Source organism: Mesorhizobium sp. ArgA1 (genome assembly GCF_053714375.1).
Genome location: NZ_JBSKBQ010000012.1, coordinates 1 through 15,685, shown reverse-complemented (window position 1 = coordinate 15,685; position 15,685 = coordinate 1). Strand labels below are relative to the sequence as shown.

Genomic DNA, 15,685 nt, shown 5'->3' with positions numbered 1-15,685 from the left:
CTCCGGTTCGATGATGAGCGGCCGTTCTATCTCGTGCGAACGATCGCTCCGGGGACGATCAGGTCACGGAATGAAGCCGGGCCTGTTCCTGCACTGGCCGCAGCATCTGGCGGAAAAGTTGGCTGGTCGCCGCGGCCGAGCGGCGAATGTCAAAATAGGTTTGGGCCCTGACGACACTCTTGGCCGACATGTCTTTCAGCCGCTTCGGCTGACCGATCAAGGCGAGCGCTGCCTGCCCCACGCCTTCCCAGTCGCCTGCGTATTCCGACACGATGCCGGGCCATTCGCTTGTCCCGATCAGAATTCCGGTTTCTCCGGTTTCGATGATTTCCGGCACGCCCCCGACCCCGATTGCCACCACCGGGACACCGGACGCCATGGCCTCCAGGATCGCCAGGGGCATGGCGTCGGCGCGCGACGTATGCAGCATCATGTCGAGCGACGGATAGGCTTGATTTGGCCGCGGCCAGAGGCCCGCCATATGGAACCGCGCGCCGATGCCTGCTCGGTTCGCCGCCTGTGTCAGCTCGGTTTCCATCACGCCAGTGCCGATCATGGCGAAGTGAATGTCGGGCCGGCGCTGCAAGATATACTCGGCCGCCTTAAGGAATTTGTCGGGACCCTTCTCCCAAGCGAGCCGACCGACAAAACCGATCAGGAAATCATCGGGGCTGATCTTGATGGCCTGACGAAAGTCGGCGCGATCAGCCGAACGGGGATGATATGTCGACAGATCGACACCATTGGGCACCAGGCTGACGGCATCGGGTGCTAGGCCGACGGCCATCGCCTGCGACCATGCTTCCCGGCACACGACAATCGTGTGGCTGCCGGTGTTGCGCACGACGCTGATTTCTTGCGGCTGCAGGCTCATGCCGTGCAGCGTCGCCACGGTGGGCGTGCCGGTCAGCTTGCCGGCGATTGCGGTCGCCGTGTGTGCGTTCATCAGGTGGGCGTGGAGCAGATGGACGCCATGCTGTCGCACCAGCGTGCAGATAAACTCGATTGTCCGCCATGGCGGATCGTCGCGCAAAGGCGCGATGAAGACGTCGCGGCCTTCGGCGCGCAGCGCGCTGGTGAATGCGCTCTCAAAGGGACATAGCAGCGACACTTTATATTCGTTGGCTGGCAGGCAGGAGATGAGGTTGCGGACGTAGTTTTCCATGCCGCCGACGATGGCATTTCCCAGGACTTCGAGAACGTGGATCTGTTCGCCGGGGTTGGCGACAATGTGCGGGGCACGTGTCATGAAGCGGGCCTCTCTGCGGCGAGGTTGCCGAGGCGGAGCCATTCCGATGCCGTATCGCCCATCATCGTACTGCGATCCGAGACGCTCACCTCAAGACGGTCGAAGATGTCGGCAACCTCGTCGATTGCCGCCCGAATATGGCTCCCCTCGCAGGGAAGGAAGCGGTCGCTGCCAAACTGGATGGAGCGCGGCCCGATGACGTCGATTGCCTTGCGAAAGACATCCTCGCGATAGATCGGTGGCGGCCCAAACGAAATATCGAAGCGAAACTGGCTGTCAGCCGGGTCGACCCCATTGATGCGATCGATCAGACCGACGGCGTTCGCTTCATCGCACCAGGGCCAACCGAGATGCGCCATTGTCACCCGCAGTCCAGGATGATCCCTGACGGCTTCGTAGAAGCTTGGACGGCAGTACCGACCGGAGCGGCCGTCGATGAAGATGCCGCTGTGGAACAGAATTGGCAGGTCGAGCCGGGCGGCGACCTCATAAACGCGATGGGCACAATCATCGTAAGGGTACCAACCGGTCGGCACCATCTTCAAAGCACGTATGCCGGGCAGTTCCGCGGCACGCTCGAGATCTTCGGCCGCATCGCCATGAAGCGGATTGACGACAGCAAAGCCCAGGAGTCGGTCCGTATGGCCCTTGAGCAACTGCGAGAGATATCGATTGCCCGCCCTCAACGAACCCGCGTCACCGAGCGAGTAGGGTGGCGTCAGGAACGGGGCCAGCAGGAACGCCACGTCGACGCCGGCCTCATCCAGCGTGTGCAGCACGCCGGCCGTAGTTTCTTGGCCAGACGTGTGGAGATGGGCGTCTATGATCATGGGTGGTCTCCCTGTTCGACAACGGAGAGGACCGTGCCGCGTTCCCGGAAATCGTTCGCCAACATTCTATCGAGGAGGGGCAGGCGCCGTGAAGCATGCGACAAGCCGGGAGAGGACACGGCGTCGGGGCGGGTGCAGGCGGGCCGTCCAGGATGGGACGCTGTATTCGAAGACCGCGGCGCCAGCCTCTCCGAAAACCCGCCACCAGAGCAAATGCTGGCCGCGCGACGAGCGGACCTGCGGCGATCTTTTTTCAGAGCTTTGGAAGCGCTTCTGCCGTTCACGGAAAGTGTGGCTATAGGTTCAGCGCCCATCACCTCCTCTATCTGAAATTGGATCGTGCGCACAGAAGGTCCCATTGGGTCGCAATCTCGTAGTTCGAGGGAAGTTCCCTCCCGCGCACGAAAGCATTTGACCGGACGGCGATGCCGGGCGTCGCGGGAAGTCCGGCAAGGTGAGCGAGCCGGTCCGCCTTGGACGCTTACTCAATCGGAGCGGGGAAGGGCTTCCAGGCTCTTATCCCGGTGATCACGGGATATAGCGGGTCGACGACGTCGAGGTCGGAACGGTCGATTTCCTCAAAGGCCATGCCTTGCAGGAAAGCAGTAGCGGCAAGAACATTGCCAAATTGTTCGGTCACGACACAGGCGTGACCGAACCGTTCCTCGAACAGGCGCCGGGCAGCGCTCTGCGTCATGGCCCAGAACCATTTTTCAGGACCGTCATGGGCATCAATCGGGGTAATGCCGGGGACAGTCGCCAGGACGACCCCACCGGGCGACAACGCACGATGGAGCGTCGACACTACACCGTGGACGTCATAGGTCATGTGGAGCGTCTGGGTGACGATCAGGCAGTCGAAACATGCTGCCTCGATGTCTTCCTCACGCTGGAGATCGAGCATGATCGTGGCACATGGATTTGCGCTTTGCGGAGAATCGATGATGTCGGACCGCACCACGCGGTCGCCGCCGAAACGCCTTGTATAGACATCGTCGCCAATTTCAGCGACGCGGCCCTTGATGTGTCCGGCGTGCCGGCCCAGAAAATTTTCAATGTAGTAGCGATCCAGCGGAGTGCCACGATCGCCGCCAAACGCGCGGCCAAGGGGCTCGACTGAGTCCAGGTCCCCAAGGTCCACCGTTCCTGGGGGGGGAACATGTTGGCGTAGTTTCATTGGCGGGCCTCCGTTTCGGCAGCGAGGGGAGTAAGATCCGGAGCGCATGGCCGGCGAGCAGATTGGCATACTCAACTGAACTCTGTGCCGTCTGCCAGGTTCCGGTCGCAGGCGTCTCTCGCCACGCACTGTCCCGATCGCACAGGGAAGCAAAATGCCGGTTGGCGCTTTATACTCCCTTGAGGGTGGTTCATCATATGGACGGTGGCGCTGCTCTGGTCGTTGAAGACGAGGCAATGATCCTGCTCGACCTCGAGTCGGCCTTGGAGGAGGCGAGCTTCGACGTCGTAGGCAGTAAGAATGGATCCGAAGCCATCGCGACCTTCGAGGATAGTCCTGAAAAATTCAGGGCATTGCTGTCTGACATGCGCCTGGGGGAAGGGCCTTCAGGATGGGAGGTCGCACGCCATATCCGAAAGGTGAATCCTACCCATCCCGGTGTATATATAAGCGGCGACTCTGCGTTGCATTGGGGTGCAGAAGGTTCCCGCAAAGCGTAATGCTCACCAAGCCATTCTTCATGCCCCAAATCATCGCCGCTCTTGCCACGCTTCTCAACGATGAACAGCCAACGACTTGACGCCGCAGGCATATCACTCGACTTCGCTGATATGCCGGACCAGCTTTTTCGAAGCAGGCTCGGATGACTCCGCCGGCTTTGACAGGCCAGCCTGCATCTTCAACCTTTGCGCCTTCAGCCGGAGCGTCTTGGCATCCCGGGCCTGCCGTTCGGCATCTATGACGATGCGGGCCTCCCGGTCGGCGCGAGCTATTTTCTCTCTGTCAACGCTGCGTCTCATCCGCGATCTCCCGATCGATTTTGATGAGCGAAAATGCGCAAGCGAGGCGCCTGTTCCGCAAAAAAATAATCCGGAAATGCATCTTTTGTTGTTGAACAGGAAAGACATGGCGCTCGCGCACCAAGCAGCGATTTGGGGTCGAGCACACCATTCGGAGATAAGGGAGTTCGTCAGCATATCCTTCGACCGAAATCCAGTTCAGGACCAGTCAAAATGAAGTCAACGGTCCCTTGACCGTCAAATTGCCAGATCCCATATCGCTGCCGGGTGTGAACCACTGGACTGTTCCTCCCGATTAAACTCAATTGTTCGTTCGACTTGGAGGATCCTATGAACGATCGGTTATTCGACAGCCCTGTCTTGGTGCGTAGCGAAAGTGGCCTCGTACAAGAAATAGTCGGCATCGAGGATGCCCTGGAGTTTCTCTACGAATGGCCAAAAAATCGGCGTGGGGTAATTTACGACACTGCATTGCGCGCATGCCAGAGAGCATTTGACAGCGGCTACCCGCTACCCGCCGCGCGCCAGGCATTTTGCGGCTTTGCCAGATCGGCGAGAATCTATGACGACGTGACCAGCGCATTGCCGTGGGCGGCCACCGGTGCGCAAAGCCGTGACGGCGGGTTGGTCGTTTAGCGCAAACGGGAGTTAGCGATGCTTTCCAGACCCTTCAAAAGACCGGTCCGCGTTTGGGTCGGATTAGGCTTCCCGCGCCAACTGAATACCGTCGCTGATGCCTACCAGTTTGCAGTGGAATGGTGTGGCAACAGTCCGGAGCAGAAAGCGGCCGTCCGCGCATGCAAAGCCGCTTTGGTCGGTGATGTGGATCCCGAGACCGCGCGGGGCATTTTCGTGGCTTTTGCGCGGAAGAAAGACATTCTCATGGAGGAAACGACTTACCCCGCGTTCGACAGCAGATCCGCCCCCGACCCACATCTAAAGCCATAGAGGCGGCCGCCGGCCGCCAAGCCGGGGTGCACGTTGAATGTTTCGATCGCGGCTTCGTCACGCATCGTAACGTCGTAGAGTATTCAGCGGGCTCTCCGGCAAGGTCGCAGCCTAACGATGCGCTGGCCGCTCCAGGGCTAGTTGACGCTTGGAGCGGATCACGCCACAAAGCTCTCCGCCTGGCCCGATCGCTGCTTGGCCGCAGGGCAAATACTGCTGAAACGATACTGGTTGCCTGGTCCAGAGTGCACCATCTCGAACGCCCCGCGCTCCCCATCGATGACCAGATCCAAAAGTGCATTGCACATATCGATGGTTGGCGAACTGGCGTTGAACTGCACGTCGAGTTCGGTGTTGTCGGGATAGTGGCACACGATCCTGGTGGTCGCGCCTGCATCTCTGCGACCTTGACGTTCAACGCGGAGCGCCGCCCAGGCGCGATGATCCGCCATGAATGGTTTGACCCGGGCGGCGGTCGCGGCGACTACCCTCAGCCTGCGGAAAGCGCAGCACGCCTCGATGGTCGAGATCGTGCGGCCGAAACCCACAAGGAGGAGTGGCCGTACTTCACAGTCTGCGCAGGCATGCTCGTCTCTCCACCAGCCGCAACGATCAAGGACGGGATGGTCGACGGTTCCTCGCCTGGCCAGTTGCGCGATTGCGTGAGCAACGGCAGTGGGGCGGGCAATGCCGCACCGAACGTCAAACGCTCCGCTTTCGTAGAACCCGCTCTGCGCGGTCAGCAGGGAGTTCCAGTCCACAGCCCCGAACAGGGACCAGGCGGTCACCGCTCGAACATCTACGTCGCGAGCCCTCGCAAGTCGTGCGGCCTCCCATCCCTCGGCAAGCCAGCGGACCTGCTCGTCTCGGGTCGATCCATTGTGCAGCTCAGTGACCGCAATGGGTAGGCGGTAGCGTTGCCAGACTTCGTCGATCCTGTTGCCAAGTTGCGCATCGTGACGGTGAACGGAGCGGACCGCCGCACTGTCGACATAGGCGTCGATACCGTTGCCGCCCACCTGATCCTGTTGATGCCCTTCGACATCGTCGTCGAGCATCCGATCGCTCGTCAGGTAATAGTCAACCCCGATTGTGTCGGGCAAGCAGGGCTCGGCCGCAAGAGACGACAGGTGCGAGGCCCGGACGCCTGCTTGGAGTAGACGGTGATGGAACGGATGCCGGTGATTAACGCGCCCGGCCAGCAAATCCAGAGCGAGCCAGCGCCGTTCATTTTCATGCTCGGCCTGGTATGCAAGACGCTCGGTGGAAAAAACCCGCCCGACATCTTCTGTCTGTATCAGCAATGCCGAAGGCGTATGGCTGCGAATAGCTCTCATCGCCCTTGCTGTCGCCACGCATTGGGCGACGGTCAATTGGAAGCAGACCGCCTCGCTCGATCCATACGGATGCCACAGGCCGTAGAGCCCGCTCAGCCGTGCCGTGGTTAGCGGCTCATTGATCGGTGTGTAAAGCCTCAGCCATGGATACCGCTCGGCGACCGCCGCGGCGTAGCGCGCGAAGCGGCCCGGAAAATCGGGATCAAGAATGTCCATCCAGGGCGGTCCGCCGCCATGGTGCAAAAGGCCGGCTATCGGCTCTATCCCCAATTCCCGGAGGCGAAGCAGTCGCTCGTCCGTCCAGCTCCAGTCGTAAATGCCGGCCCGGTCTTCAACCGTTTCCCACAAGACCGGATAGCGTACTGTGCGGATGCCGAGTTCCGCTATCCGGTCAAGGTCCTCGATCCGATGCTGGTGTCCGGTTTCCGATAACTGATCGCGCACAGCGGAGCCGACGCGAACATGGCTGCACTCAACACCTCCCCACATTTCCAGCGAAGAGGTCATTCGGCGGCCTCGGCCAGCGTCGACACTGCGGTTGCCAGCTGCTTCTGGATCCGCCCGAAGGTCGCAAGCGCCTGACCAACGACCTGATCCATATTGTAATATCGGTACGTCGCCAGCCGGCCGACAAACCAGACGTCGCGTACGTCGGACGCAAGCGCTTCGTAGCGCTTGTAGAGCACTTCGTTCTCGGCCCGCGGCACCGGGTAATAGGGGTCGCCGATATCAGTCGGATACTCGTAGGTGAGGCTGGTCTTCGGGCTCTGCTGGCCGGTGAGATGCTTGTATTCGGTGATGCGCGTATAGGCTTCGGTCTGGGGATAGTTCACAACAGCGACAGGCTGAAATTGCTCCTGGTCGAGGGTGACGTGGTGGAACCGCAGCGACCGGTAGGGCAGCGCGCCCAGCCTCCAGTCGAAATACTCATCAATCGGCCCTGTATAGATCATCCGACGAAACGGGATGCTGTCCCTGACATCGCGATAGTCCGTCTGAAGCATGATCTTGATGTTGGGATGGTCCACCATGCGCTGGAACATGCGCGTGTATCCACCGGCCGGCATCTGCTGGAAGCTGTCGCCGAAATACCGATCGTCTCGATTGGTTCGCGTCGGCACGCGCGCCGTAACCGATTTGCTGAGCTGGGACGGGTCGACGCCCCACTGTTTTCGGGTATAGCCGCGAAAAAACTTTTCATAGAGTTCGCGGCCGACGGTGCTGACCACGACATCCTCAGCGGTGCGGATTTCCTCGACCGCCTCGCGCCGAGAGGCAAAAAACGCTTCCAGCGTCTGCGACGTCAAGTCGAGATCGTAAAGCTGGTTGATCGTATCGAGGTTGATCGGGATTGGCAGCAGCTTTCCGTCGACCTGAGACAGGACGCGATGCTCGTATGGCCGCCAGGCGGTGAACAGGGAGAGATAGTCGACGATCGACTGGGCGTTGGTGTGGAAGATGTGAGGCCCATATCGATGAACCAGGATACCATCCTCATTGTAGCAATCGTAAGCGTTGCCGCCGATGTGGCTGCGCCTGTCGATCAGCAGGACTGTCTCATTTCGCTGGGAAGCAATGCGCTCCGCCAGCACACTCCCGGCAAATCCGGCCCCGACGATCATCCAGTCGAACATGATTAAGCACTCCGCCTGAAAGCGACGACGTTCTTCCTCGAACGAGCGTGCTGGAGATGTGCGGCCATCGCCACCCAGGTCTTCTCCCACGACATGTCGATGAGGTAAGCGTCGACACGAGAACGCAAAGTGTCACGCGGTCGCGCCAGCATGGATCGGATTTTCAGTTCGGCGTCGTTTGCATCGATGATCTCGACCAGACCTTGCGCGCCGTAGGTCCGCACCACGTCAACGATCGCGGTCGAAACCAGGGGCACGCCGGCGGCAAGAAACTCGGGCGTCTTTGTCGGACTGATATAGCGGGTGGCGGCGTTCAGCGCGAAGGGCATCCACCCTGCATCCCAATGCCTTAGATAGTTCGGCAAATCCGCATAATCCTTGCCGCCTAGCCAGTGGATGTTGTCGGCCGTGGGAAGGCTATCGCGATCGATCTTGACGACCGGCCCGAGCATGACGAAATGGACGTCCGGCATGTTACGCGCGACCTGGGCCACCAGGTCGACGTCGAGCCTTTCGTCTATCACCCCGAAATAACCTACTCTTGGGTTAGGAATCTGGACTTGGTCGACGGGATCCTCTCCGGTCGCCCTTGCCCGGTGAAAGTGCGTGAAGTCGATGCTGCTCGGAAACGGAAACATCGAGCGGTGAAGGCTGCGCTTGGCCTCGTAAAGGCTCTGGCCGCCGGTGAAGACGACATCGGCGCGCTCAAGAAGTCTGCGCTCCATCTGCATCAGTTCCGGAGGCGCGTTCTTGAATGCGGAGAGTTCGTCCATGCAATCGTAGACACACACGTCGCAAAGCACGTGCTCGCTGAACGGCAGCGCCATCGGTGTGTAGTACCACAGCGTGAGCAGCTGCTGAGGCGTCGCGGCGACGAGCTCGTCGACGAACTTTCGCTGCATCCTCGCGGCATCGGCCGGGCCGGCTCCGACCGGCAGAATCGGCGTCACGACCGTGATGGATGGCGAAATCTGGTTGGCTCGCATCGTCGGCTGGACGACGGTCTCGACGAGCGGCTCCTCGAAGTAAACGACGTTCTGAGATTTTGATGCCAGGGTGAGAATGTGTTGAGGGCGCTGGTAGACGAAATTCCAACGCAGATGAGAGAAGCACAAGAGCAGAGGAGAGGTAGAAGTAACATGGTCTTTCGCCACGGCCGGGTTTTCCATTTTGATCATCCTTTGATTATCTGAAGAAGTTCATTGAGACGTGGCTGTACAACAAATGTTAATAGAGGCGTCGAGATGTGATGTCAGCTGAGGGCTAACTTGGCTGAGGGATACTCGTTCCGCTCTTGACCTGAATTCCGTTTGTGAACGCAACCCACTTGCCGCCGGCTCGGACATCGCACGGGGCAGGGGCGTAGCCGGGCCCATTGCGCCCTGTCGTCCAACGGTAGAAACTCAAGAACCGAATCTGCGCAGCGGCAGTCGGTTCGACCGGTTGACGAGGGACTGATGTCCATCACGTTCGAGACAAACGTCTTTCCATTGTTTCAGCCGACGAACGTCGACGACGTGAAGGATCCGTGCCCCGTTTTCGATGGACACCGTTGGCACATGTTCGGATCAAGCGGGACGGTGACAAATGAAACCTGGAGTCTCCTCCACGCCACCGCACCAGGGACGGACGGGCCGTGGACCGAGCACGAATCGATAGGGCTTTCGGTCCTCGGTTCAGGTGTGGCTGCTCCCGGCGTGATCTTCGACAGCGGCGTCTTTCACATGTTCATCCAGACCGAATTCATGAAATCGGGCGGGCGCTGCGAGCACGTCGTTTCGGACAACGGATTTGAATGGACCGCGCTCGGGCCCGCCATCCATTCGCTTCCCGATACGGATGAGGACGGCATCTACGATCCACATCCGGCCCTCATCGGTGGCAAGCGCTACATCGTCTATTCAGGCATGCCGCGGTTCAAGACCGTACCGCAGCCCGACATCTATCTCGCGCGCAGCCAATCGGATTCGTGGTTTGGACCTTGGAAGCGGGCAGGCAAGATACTCGACCATGTCGACTTGCCTCACCACAATTCCCGTGAGCAGCCCGACTATGAATGGGGCATCGAAGGCGCGCAGTTGGTTGAATTGCCGGGCGGCCGCATCCTTCTCAACGCAACATGTTTTCTTCCCGAAGGGCCACGGGGCAGCCGCCAGCGGGTCTTTTTCGCTTTAGCCGACCGGGTCGAAGGCCCCTACATCACCGTCGGGCCGGTTCTTGATCCAGGGGAGCCGGGTGAAAACGGGCACTCGACGGTCGTCATCGAGGGTAACCGGCTGGTGCTTTTCTACCAGAGCCGCAGGGCCGCAACAGGTCATCGCTGGCGGTATGGTGTCGCGAAATGCGATCTGGCAAGGCAGGCCTGGAGCAACGTCGCCTGATCGCGATCAACCAACGCTGCAACTGCCCCCACCGTCAATCCGCCGGCCCGCCGCCCGCATCCTTGATCTTGTTGCGAACGGCCCTTTCAGTTTTAGAGGCGGTCGTCTTGACGACGTCAGAAACCGTGTCGATGATCGAAGCATCGGCGCTGAAGCCCTTTTTGTCTGCCTCGTCTTTCACTGTCTGGTAGGCTTGGGCGGCAACATCCTTGGCCTCTTCGACGCCTTGATGAAGCAGATCGTTGGCCTTCTCGCGGACAGCGTCGCTCGTTTCCCCGAGCTGTTGATCCTCGAAATCCGTCCGCGGCAGCAATGCACCGACCGCAGTGCCGAACGCCAATCCCAAGGCTGCCAGCACGAGCGGTTCCTGGCGCAGCATGTCCACAGCAGCAGCAGTTGCCTTGCTTGCCTGATCAACGGTGCTCGCACCGTATTGGCTAGCGCTGTCCGAAACACTTGAAGCAGCTCCGGCCATGGACGAACTTACGCCGTCGATCGCACCTCCGACCATCGATTTTGCCTTGTCAGCGGCGCCTGACAAGGCATCGGACATGGCATCTGTCAGCCCTTCGGCGTCGGATTGACGATCCGCAGTTCCGACATCGCTCGTAAAGCCAGGGTACGTGTTCGAACGAGAGGACCCACTTGGAGCGGACGGCTTCTGCGTTCCTTGCCCTGCCATCAGCCACATCAAGCCGACGCCTACGAGGGCTACGGGAAGGGGATTGGCGCCAACCTGGGACTTGAGGGCGCCGAGCATCGAGCTGCTATCGCCACTCGTAAAGAGCCCGGAAAACTCGTCGATGAGCTGGCCGGGCGTCATCTTGTTGCGAATCGACTCGGCCGTGTCGGTAACGTTGGCCCGCGCGATTTCGGCCTCGCGTTGAAGTTCGGCGGATGTTTTCTCGATCATTTGACTTGGTCCTTGATTACCCTTGCGTCGCTCTTCAGCTGCGCGGCGGTACGATCCGGCGTTAACTCGGACGGTTTCATATTGGCGGAGCCTGTCTTCAAGAGGACAACGCCGAGGACGGCGACAATGATGCCGACCACCAGTGACGACCAGCCTGGTCCGAGAGGGGTCTTCGAAAGTGCGATGACCAGGGCCTGCAGAAGAACCAACAGGGCTGCAAGCAGACAGATGGCGCCGCCCAGAACCTCGATCGCGCCCGCTCCTGCCTTTTCTGCCTTTTCCGAGAGCTCGGTCCTGAGCAACCTGCCTTCGGTCTGGACCAAAGTGACGACCTGCTGCGACAGGTCGCCGATCAGCGTCATTAGGCTGCGATCCTCCTGGCTGCCGGGGGTCATGGCGTGTCCCTCCCGGCCATCAAATCGGAACCCTGGGGGCGATTTTGAGGGGCGTCGGGGGATGAGCTCTTGATGAATCGCCCCAGTGCCAAACCGGCAACCATCGCGCCGCCGAAAAGCGCCGCCGGATTGCTGCCGCCGAACGCGCGGACTTCGGCCAGCACTTCTTCGAAGGGCTTGTCCTTCAGCGAGGCGGACATCCGCTCAAGACCGCCAACCGCCTCGAGGGCGAATTTTGCCGCCGCTTTCTGGTCGCTGTTGGCAAGGTGCTCGCTGGCTGCACGAACGGCACCGCCGAATGCCGCAACAGCCCCTGTCAGTGTATTCTGCGCAGCCTGAGCCTGGTCCAACAGGGCGTCCTTGCCTTCGGTGGCCACGTCTTTTGCTTTCTGCGAAATGTCGTCCTTTGCAGAGCCAAGGATATCCGAGGCTTTACGCCCCAAATCGTCGGCGAGGGCGCCAACCTCCCGCTGGGTCTGCGAGAAATCAGGGTGAGAATTCTGTTCAGCTGTCATGCCAGTCTCCCATGTCGGGCCAACCATCAGTGGAGGCCTAGAAACGAGAGGACCGCGAGCACGACGACCACCAATCCAATAAGGTAAATGACACCGTTCATGTGCGTGTTCCTCCAGACAGGGCAACTTGCCATGTCATCAAACGTTCCGGCGCTGGACCGATTATCCTTCGCTCCGTGCGAGGGACTCGACCTTGCATCCACGCGAGAGAATGTGCGCCTCTCATCCGGACACGCGGAACCCAGGAAAAAGTATCGGCACTTAGGCGCCGGTGGTCCGCAACGCGCACTTTGTGCTCCACCTGCACCCTCCCGTGTTACAGCCGCCCGCGGCAGCAGTGTCGCTGGTCAGCTCTATCGGGTGGGTCGCGCGGAGAGCGTGCTGCTTGACCGACCACCCGGTCGTGTTTTGCAACCGAGTTGTGTCCATGGTAAATTACGCTCCGATCTGAGCCTCAAATCGGGGACGTCGATGACGAGTTTCAATTCCCAAACCATATCGAAGATTCATCACGACCTGCACCACGATTTGCCGACCGAGCCCGCTCTGAGAGCGAAGGCACTTGAGAGCCTGTTGGTCGAGAAGGGCTTGGTCGATCCGGAAGCGATAGACGCATGGATCGAGATGTATCAGGAGGAGATCGGACCTAAGCGCGGCGCAAAAGTTGTGGCGCGCGCATGGAAAGATCCCGTTTTCAAAGCGCGCCTTCTCTCAGACGCTACATCGGCAATCGATGAGCTGGGTTTTGCAGGCCATGCAACGGGTCATCTAGAAGCTGTCGAAAATACGGCAAACGTTCATAACCTCGTCGTTTGCACGCTTTGCTCCTGCTATCCGTTTTCCATTTTGGGCATGTCGCCTGCATGGTACAAGTCCAACGAATACCGAGCGCGCGCAGTACGCGATCCTCGGGGAGTCCTGAAGGAATTCGGCGTCGAGCTCGCAGACACCATAGAGGTGCGCGTCTGGGACTCGACGTCAGAAAGACGATACCTCGTGCTGCCGCAGCAGCCAGATAATACCGAGAGCCTGGACGAGCACGCTCTTGCGCGGTTGGTGACGCGCAACTCGATGATCGGAACTGAAAGGCATCTCTCGCCGTCGCCGAAGGGTCGCTGATGGACGGGGTTCATGATCTCGGTGGACGAGAGGGTTTTGGCCCGATTCAAGGCTTGGGGGATGGTCGACCATTCCATGAAGAGTGGGAAATGCGCGCCTTCGGACTGGCACAGGCCGCCGCAGGCGATAGCGACTGGTCGATTGACTGGTTCCGGCATTGCCGTGAGTTGATCGGTCCAGCGGACTATCTGGCGCGAACCTATTTCGATCATTGGCTGCTCACACTTGCAGCGGAGATGGTCGACGGGGGCTATATCACTTTGGCGGAACTCAAATCGGGGAAATCGACGTTCACGCCGCAGCCAGGATATCTGCCGGAGACTGCCGAAGAGGCGAGAGCCTATGTGAAGAACCCACGCAGCTACGCGGTTGAAATCGATGCTCCACCATCTTTTGCCCTAGGCGAGGCCGTGCGCGGAATGAGCTCAGGGCACTCGGGACATATTCGTCTGCCTGGTTATGTGCGCGGCAGAATGGGAATTATCTTCGCTCATCATGGTGCGCATGTCTTCCCGGATGCGTCTGCAAGGGGCGAACAAAAGGCGGAGCACCTTTATACGGTCAGCTTCGCTGCATCGGAACTGTGGCCGGAAGCCAAGGACCGGCGAGATCGAGTTTTTGTTGATCTTTGGGAGAGCTACCTTGGGCACGCCTGATCCAGGATACGCGCCGTTGCGGAGACGAGACGACGAGCCAATCTTCGCTGAACCATGGCACGCCCAGGCAATGGCAATCGCCGACCTGTTGATTGGTTCGGGGACGATCTCGCAATCAGCATTCACGGAAGCCTTGGGCGAAGAACTCCGTTTGGTAATTCTCGCTGGAGGTGAAGACGACACAGACACTTATCACAATGCCGTGCTGTCTGCGCTCGAACGACTTCTGGATGCTGGGGGGAACGTGTCACGCATGGAACTGGCACACTGTCGGGACGAGTGGCGGCGAGCACATTTGAACACTCCTCACGGACAGCCGGTAAAGCTTGACCGCACACCGATTATCCACACGTTAGATTAGAAACTATAAAACGCGGCAGAAGCGTCTCGATACCGCGGGGTCTCGCGGTCTCTTTCGGGGCGGTCTCCAAATGGGGCGTCCGGCCGCTGCAAAGTCATCCACGACAACACCAGCGGTGCGACGGACAGCCTGGAGTCGGGCTGAAGCAAGACCGAGGTCGCATTATTCTTGCGATTTATGTCGTCTCGCGATTTGTCTGCCGCCGGCGCCACCTTCTGTTGTCGGTGAAGCAGCCACCATTCTGACCTTCAGAGGTGGCTAGCGATGGGCTCCCTTCTACGGTGAAGACAATTCCCGCTCTTTCCAAAGGCCCGGCGGACGGCAGCAATAATGTGGGTTCTCGGTTTCCTGATCCCGTTTTCAAATTCGCTGATCGTCATTTCGCTAAGATTGGCCTTGGCAGCGAGCCGCACTCGCGACCAATTCAAGAGTGACCGTGCGGCTCTTAACTGTTCTGCTGAAAGTACCCTGTCCATAAACAGTCGAACATTCGAAGTCCCTAAAATGTTCCGGCTGCTTGGTCATTGTTGCGCGGGGGCGCCTCATGACGCTGCCGCTATTTTTCGCTGCGCCACAGTCAACGAGTGGGTGCCCATCGCATTTGGGCAAACTAGGCAGGCCGATCGCGGATGCCATTCGCGCTCATTGCAACCAGACGAGCCCAAGACGCCGTGATAACTCGGTCGGTAGTGCGATGGCGGCGATGTCAGCGGCATGCTGAGACGCGCCGAAGTAGCTCTCAATCAGTGAGAGGTTTTCCTTGCGCTGGCAGCCTTGGGCTGGCCAGACTTGCCCTTGCTGGCCGCGTCTTTGGAATGAGCTGCCATCGCAGGTGCTGATCCGGTGCTCTTCGCCACCGTGGCCTTCCCCGACGCGGCTTTTTTGCAGCAGGCGCCCTCCTGGCAGGAGCCTTCTTGGGTTTCTTCGAGCTGAAAATTCCAGTGATACTGTCGATGATAGACATGGCAAACCCTCTGTTGAAGTCGAATATCAATGCAGCACATGGCTAGACAGTTCCATTAGGCCGGCTCGCCGCTCGGCACGGATTGTCTTTCACCAGCCATTCATGGGGACTGGACGGTGCGATCCGCAACGTAGCCCCTATGCCGCGCCATGGGTGTGCCGCTCTCGTGCAGGTTGTCTGGCGTCTGTCATTGCTCCGATTGTCGATCGCCCCCTGAGGAGCGTCTGCAGGACGTTTGTCTAAGATTGACTGCCGGCGTTCCGCAGTGCGGCGACCGCCTTTTTAGGCGGAAAAAATCAGGGGCGCCGAAGCGCGCCTGCGAGAACAAGCTACCAACCTTGCATCGAGTACCAGTCGTCAACGTCTCTCCGGACCCGATCCTTCTCGATTCCGTACCGCTCCTGGA

18 protein-coding genes and 1 pseudogene are annotated in these 15,685 nt (G+C 59.6%); 7 read left to right on the top strand and 12 right to left on the bottom strand.

Annotated elements, in window-relative coordinates:
• Positions 1–58: 58 nt before the first annotated feature.
• From ACWGTI_RS22730 to ACWGTI_RS22720, 3 genes are all read right to left on the bottom strand, one after another.
• On the bottom strand, positions 59–1,249 hold the full coding sequence (locus tag ACWGTI_RS22730) for a glycosyltransferase family 4 protein (RefSeq protein ID WP_454589182.1): 1,191 nt from the start codon (positions 1,247–1,249) through the stop codon (positions 59–61).
• Positions 1,246–2,079: an amidohydrolase family protein gene (locus ACWGTI_RS22725; protein ID WP_454589181.1), complete on the bottom strand. Its 834-nt coding sequence runs from the start codon at positions 2,077–2,079 to the stop codon at positions 1,246–1,248. Before ACWGTI_RS22725 ends, ACWGTI_RS22730 begins: the two co-directional genes overlap by 4 nt.
• Before the next feature lie 481 nt (positions 2,080–2,560).
• Positions 2,561–3,256 carry a methyltransferase domain-containing protein gene (locus ACWGTI_RS22720; RefSeq protein ID WP_454589180.1) on the bottom strand — a complete coding sequence of 232 codons (696 nt, stop codon included), beginning with the start codon at positions 3,254–3,256 and terminating at the stop codon, positions 2,561–2,563.
• Between the two features lie 236 nt (positions 3,257–3,492).
• Here ACWGTI_RS22720 and ACWGTI_RS22715 point away from each other — a divergent pair, with 236 nt between their 5' ends.
• Positions 3,493–3,756 (top strand): hypothetical protein, encoded by a 264-nt coding sequence (locus ACWGTI_RS22715; protein ID WP_454589179.1) that lies wholly within the window; start codon positions 3,493–3,495, stop codon positions 3,754–3,756.
• A gap of 93 nt (positions 3,757–3,849) precedes the next feature.
• On the opposite strand, the gene ACWGTI_RS22710 is transcribed toward ACWGTI_RS22715, so the two are convergent.
• On the bottom strand, positions 3,850–4,164 hold the full coding sequence (locus tag ACWGTI_RS22710) for a hypothetical protein (protein ID WP_454589178.1): 315 nt from the start codon (positions 4,162–4,164) through the stop codon (positions 3,850–3,852).
• Between the two features lie 222 nt (positions 4,165–4,386).
• Between ACWGTI_RS22710 and ACWGTI_RS22705 the strand changes: the two genes are divergently transcribed.
• The gene (locus tag ACWGTI_RS22705) at positions 4,387–4,692 is read left to right on the top strand and encodes a DUF982 domain-containing protein (RefSeq protein ID WP_454589177.1); all 306 of its coding nucleotides are present in this window, start codon (positions 4,387–4,389) and stop codon (positions 4,690–4,692) included.
• Between the two features lie 18 nt (positions 4,693–4,710).
• Positions 4,711–5,004, top strand: coding sequence for a DUF982 domain-containing protein (locus tag ACWGTI_RS22700; protein WP_454589176.1), 294 nt, complete (start codon positions 4,711–4,713; stop codon positions 5,002–5,004).
• Between the two features lie 158 nt (positions 5,005–5,162).
• Here the strand turns inward: ACWGTI_RS22700 and ACWGTI_RS22695 are convergent, their stop codons facing one another.
• From ACWGTI_RS22695 to ACWGTI_RS22685, 3 genes are read right to left on the bottom strand one after another with little or no spacing between them, the layout of a single operon-like run.
• Positions 5,163–6,848, bottom strand: a complete 1,686-nt coding sequence (locus tag ACWGTI_RS22695) for a family 1 glycosylhydrolase (protein ID WP_454589175.1) — start codon at positions 6,846–6,848, stop codon at positions 5,163–5,165.
• On the bottom strand, positions 6,845–7,975 hold the full coding sequence (glf, locus tag ACWGTI_RS22690; RefSeq protein WP_454589174.1) for a UDP-galactopyranose mutase: 1,131 nt from the start codon (positions 7,973–7,975) through the stop codon (positions 6,845–6,847). The genes ACWGTI_RS22695 and glf overlap by 4 nt, the downstream gene beginning before the upstream one ends.
• A gap of 2 nt (positions 7,976–7,977) precedes the next feature.
• Positions 7,978–9,144 carry a glycosyltransferase family 1 protein gene (locus ACWGTI_RS22685; protein WP_454589173.1) on the bottom strand — a complete coding sequence of 389 codons (1,167 nt, stop codon included), beginning with the start codon at positions 9,142–9,144 and terminating at the stop codon, positions 7,978–7,980.
• 288 nt (positions 9,145–9,432) lie between these two features.
• Between ACWGTI_RS22685 and ACWGTI_RS22680 the strand changes: the two genes are divergently transcribed.
• Complete coding sequence (locus tag ACWGTI_RS22680; protein ID WP_454589172.1) at positions 9,433–10,356, top strand: hypothetical protein; 924 nt, start codon at positions 9,433–9,435, stop codon at positions 10,354–10,356.
• Positions 10,357–10,390: 34 nt separating this feature from the next.
• On the opposite strand, the gene ACWGTI_RS22675 is transcribed toward ACWGTI_RS22680, so the two are convergent.
• Genes ACWGTI_RS22675 through ACWGTI_RS22665 form a run of 3 tightly spaced genes read right to left on the bottom strand, consistent with a single transcriptional unit; the run spans position 10,391 to position 12,179 of the window.
• Positions 10,391–11,269, bottom strand: a complete 879-nt coding sequence (locus tag ACWGTI_RS22675) for a hypothetical protein (RefSeq protein ID WP_454589171.1) — start codon at positions 11,267–11,269, stop codon at positions 10,391–10,393.
• Complete coding sequence (locus ACWGTI_RS22670) at positions 11,266–11,631, bottom strand: phage holin family protein (protein ID WP_454589170.1); 366 nt, start codon at positions 11,629–11,631, stop codon at positions 11,266–11,268. The genes ACWGTI_RS22675 and ACWGTI_RS22670 overlap by 4 nt, the downstream gene beginning before the upstream one ends.
• 29 nt (positions 11,632–11,660) lie before the next feature.
• Positions 11,661–12,179, bottom strand: a complete 519-nt coding sequence (locus ACWGTI_RS22665; protein ID WP_454589169.1) for a hypothetical protein — start codon at positions 12,177–12,179, stop codon at positions 11,661–11,663.
• A gap of 471 nt (positions 12,180–12,650) precedes the next feature.
• On the opposite strand from ACWGTI_RS22665, the gene nthA reads away from it, so the two are divergent.
• Genes nthA through ACWGTI_RS22650 form a run of 3 tightly spaced genes read left to right on the top strand, consistent with a single transcriptional unit; the run spans position 12,651 to position 14,315 of the window.
• Positions 12,651–13,298, top strand: coding sequence for a nitrile hydratase subunit alpha (nthA, locus tag ACWGTI_RS22660; RefSeq protein ID WP_454589168.1), 648 nt, complete (start codon positions 12,651–12,653; stop codon positions 13,296–13,298).
• The gene (gene nthB / locus ACWGTI_RS22655) at positions 13,298–13,954 is read left to right on the top strand and encodes a nitrile hydratase subunit beta (RefSeq protein ID WP_454589167.1); all 657 of its coding nucleotides are present in this window, start codon (positions 13,298–13,300) and stop codon (positions 13,952–13,954) included. Before nthA ends, nthB begins: the two co-directional genes overlap by 1 nt.
• The gene (locus tag ACWGTI_RS22650) at positions 13,941–14,315 is read left to right on the top strand and encodes a hypothetical protein (protein WP_454589166.1); all 375 of its coding nucleotides are present in this window, start codon (positions 13,941–13,943) and stop codon (positions 14,313–14,315) included. Before nthB ends, ACWGTI_RS22650 begins: the two co-directional genes overlap by 14 nt.
• Positions 14,316–14,563: 248 nt before the next feature.
• Here ACWGTI_RS22650 and ACWGTI_RS22645 read toward each other — a convergent pair whose 3' ends face one another.
• Positions 14,564–14,791, bottom strand: coding sequence for a helix-turn-helix domain-containing protein (locus ACWGTI_RS22645; RefSeq protein ID WP_454589165.1), 228 nt, complete (start codon positions 14,789–14,791; stop codon positions 14,564–14,566).
• Between the two features lie 817 nt (positions 14,792–15,608).
• Positions 15,609–15,685, bottom strand: a pseudogene (locus ACWGTI_RS22640) (CsbD family protein); the annotation flags it as partial.

Bases quoted from the DNA above. Each gene is read 5' to 3' on its own strand.
- ACWGTI_RS22670 (WP_454589170.1), bottom strand. From the start codon at position 11,631: ATGACGCTGATCGGCGACCTGTCGCAGCAGGTCGTCACTTTGGTCCAG.
- ACWGTI_RS22700 (WP_454589176.1), top strand. From the start codon at position 4,711: ATGCTTTCCAGACCCTTCAAAAGACCGGTCCGCGTTTGGGTCGGATTA.
- glf (WP_454589174.1), bottom strand. From the start codon at position 7,975: ATGTTCGACTGGATGATCGTCGGGGCCGGATTTGCCGGGAGTGTGCTG.
- ACWGTI_RS22730 (WP_454589182.1), bottom strand. From the start codon at position 1,249: ATGACACGTGCCCCGCACATTGTCGCCAACCCCGGCGAACAGATCCAC.
- ACWGTI_RS22675 (WP_454589171.1), bottom strand. From the start codon at position 11,269: ATGATCGAGAAAACATCCGCCGAACTTCAACGCGAGGCCGAAATCGCG.
- ACWGTI_RS22680 (WP_454589172.1), top strand. From the start codon at position 9,433: ATGTCCATCACGTTCGAGACAAACGTCTTTCCATTGTTTCAGCCGACG.
- ACWGTI_RS22715 (WP_454589179.1), top strand. From the start codon at position 3,493: ATGATCCTGCTCGACCTCGAGTCGGCCTTGGAGGAGGCGAGCTTCGAC.
- ACWGTI_RS22710 (WP_454589178.1), bottom strand. From the start codon at position 4,164: ATGTCTTTCCTGTTCAACAACAAAAGATGCATTTCCGGATTATTTTTT.
- ACWGTI_RS22645 (WP_454589165.1), bottom strand. From the start codon at position 14,791: ATGGACAGGGTACTTTCAGCAGAACAGTTAAGAGCCGCACGGTCACTC.
- ACWGTI_RS22725 (WP_454589181.1), bottom strand. From the start codon at position 2,079: ATGATCATAGACGCCCATCTCCACACGTCTGGCCAAGAAACTACGGCC.
- ACWGTI_RS22705 (WP_454589177.1), top strand. From the start codon at position 4,387: ATGAACGATCGGTTATTCGACAGCCCTGTCTTGGTGCGTAGCGAAAGT.
- nthB (WP_454589167.1), top strand. From the start codon at position 13,298: ATGGACGGGGTTCATGATCTCGGTGGACGAGAGGGTTTTGGCCCGATT.
- ACWGTI_RS22695 (WP_454589175.1), bottom strand. From the start codon at position 6,848: ATGACCTCTTCGCTGGAAATGTGGGGAGGTGTTGAGTGCAGCCATGTT.
- ACWGTI_RS22685 (WP_454589173.1), bottom strand. From the start codon at position 9,144: ATGGAAAACCCGGCCGTGGCGAAAGACCATGTTACTTCTACCTCTCCT.
- ACWGTI_RS22720 (WP_454589180.1), bottom strand. From the start codon at position 3,256: ATGAAACTACGCCAACATGTTCCCCCCCCAGGAACGGTGGACCTTGGG.
- ACWGTI_RS22665 (WP_454589169.1), bottom strand. From the start codon at position 12,179: ATGACAGCTGAACAGAATTCTCACCCTGATTTCTCGCAGACCCAGCGG.
- nthA (WP_454589168.1), top strand. From the start codon at position 12,651: ATGACGAGTTTCAATTCCCAAACCATATCGAAGATTCATCACGACCTG.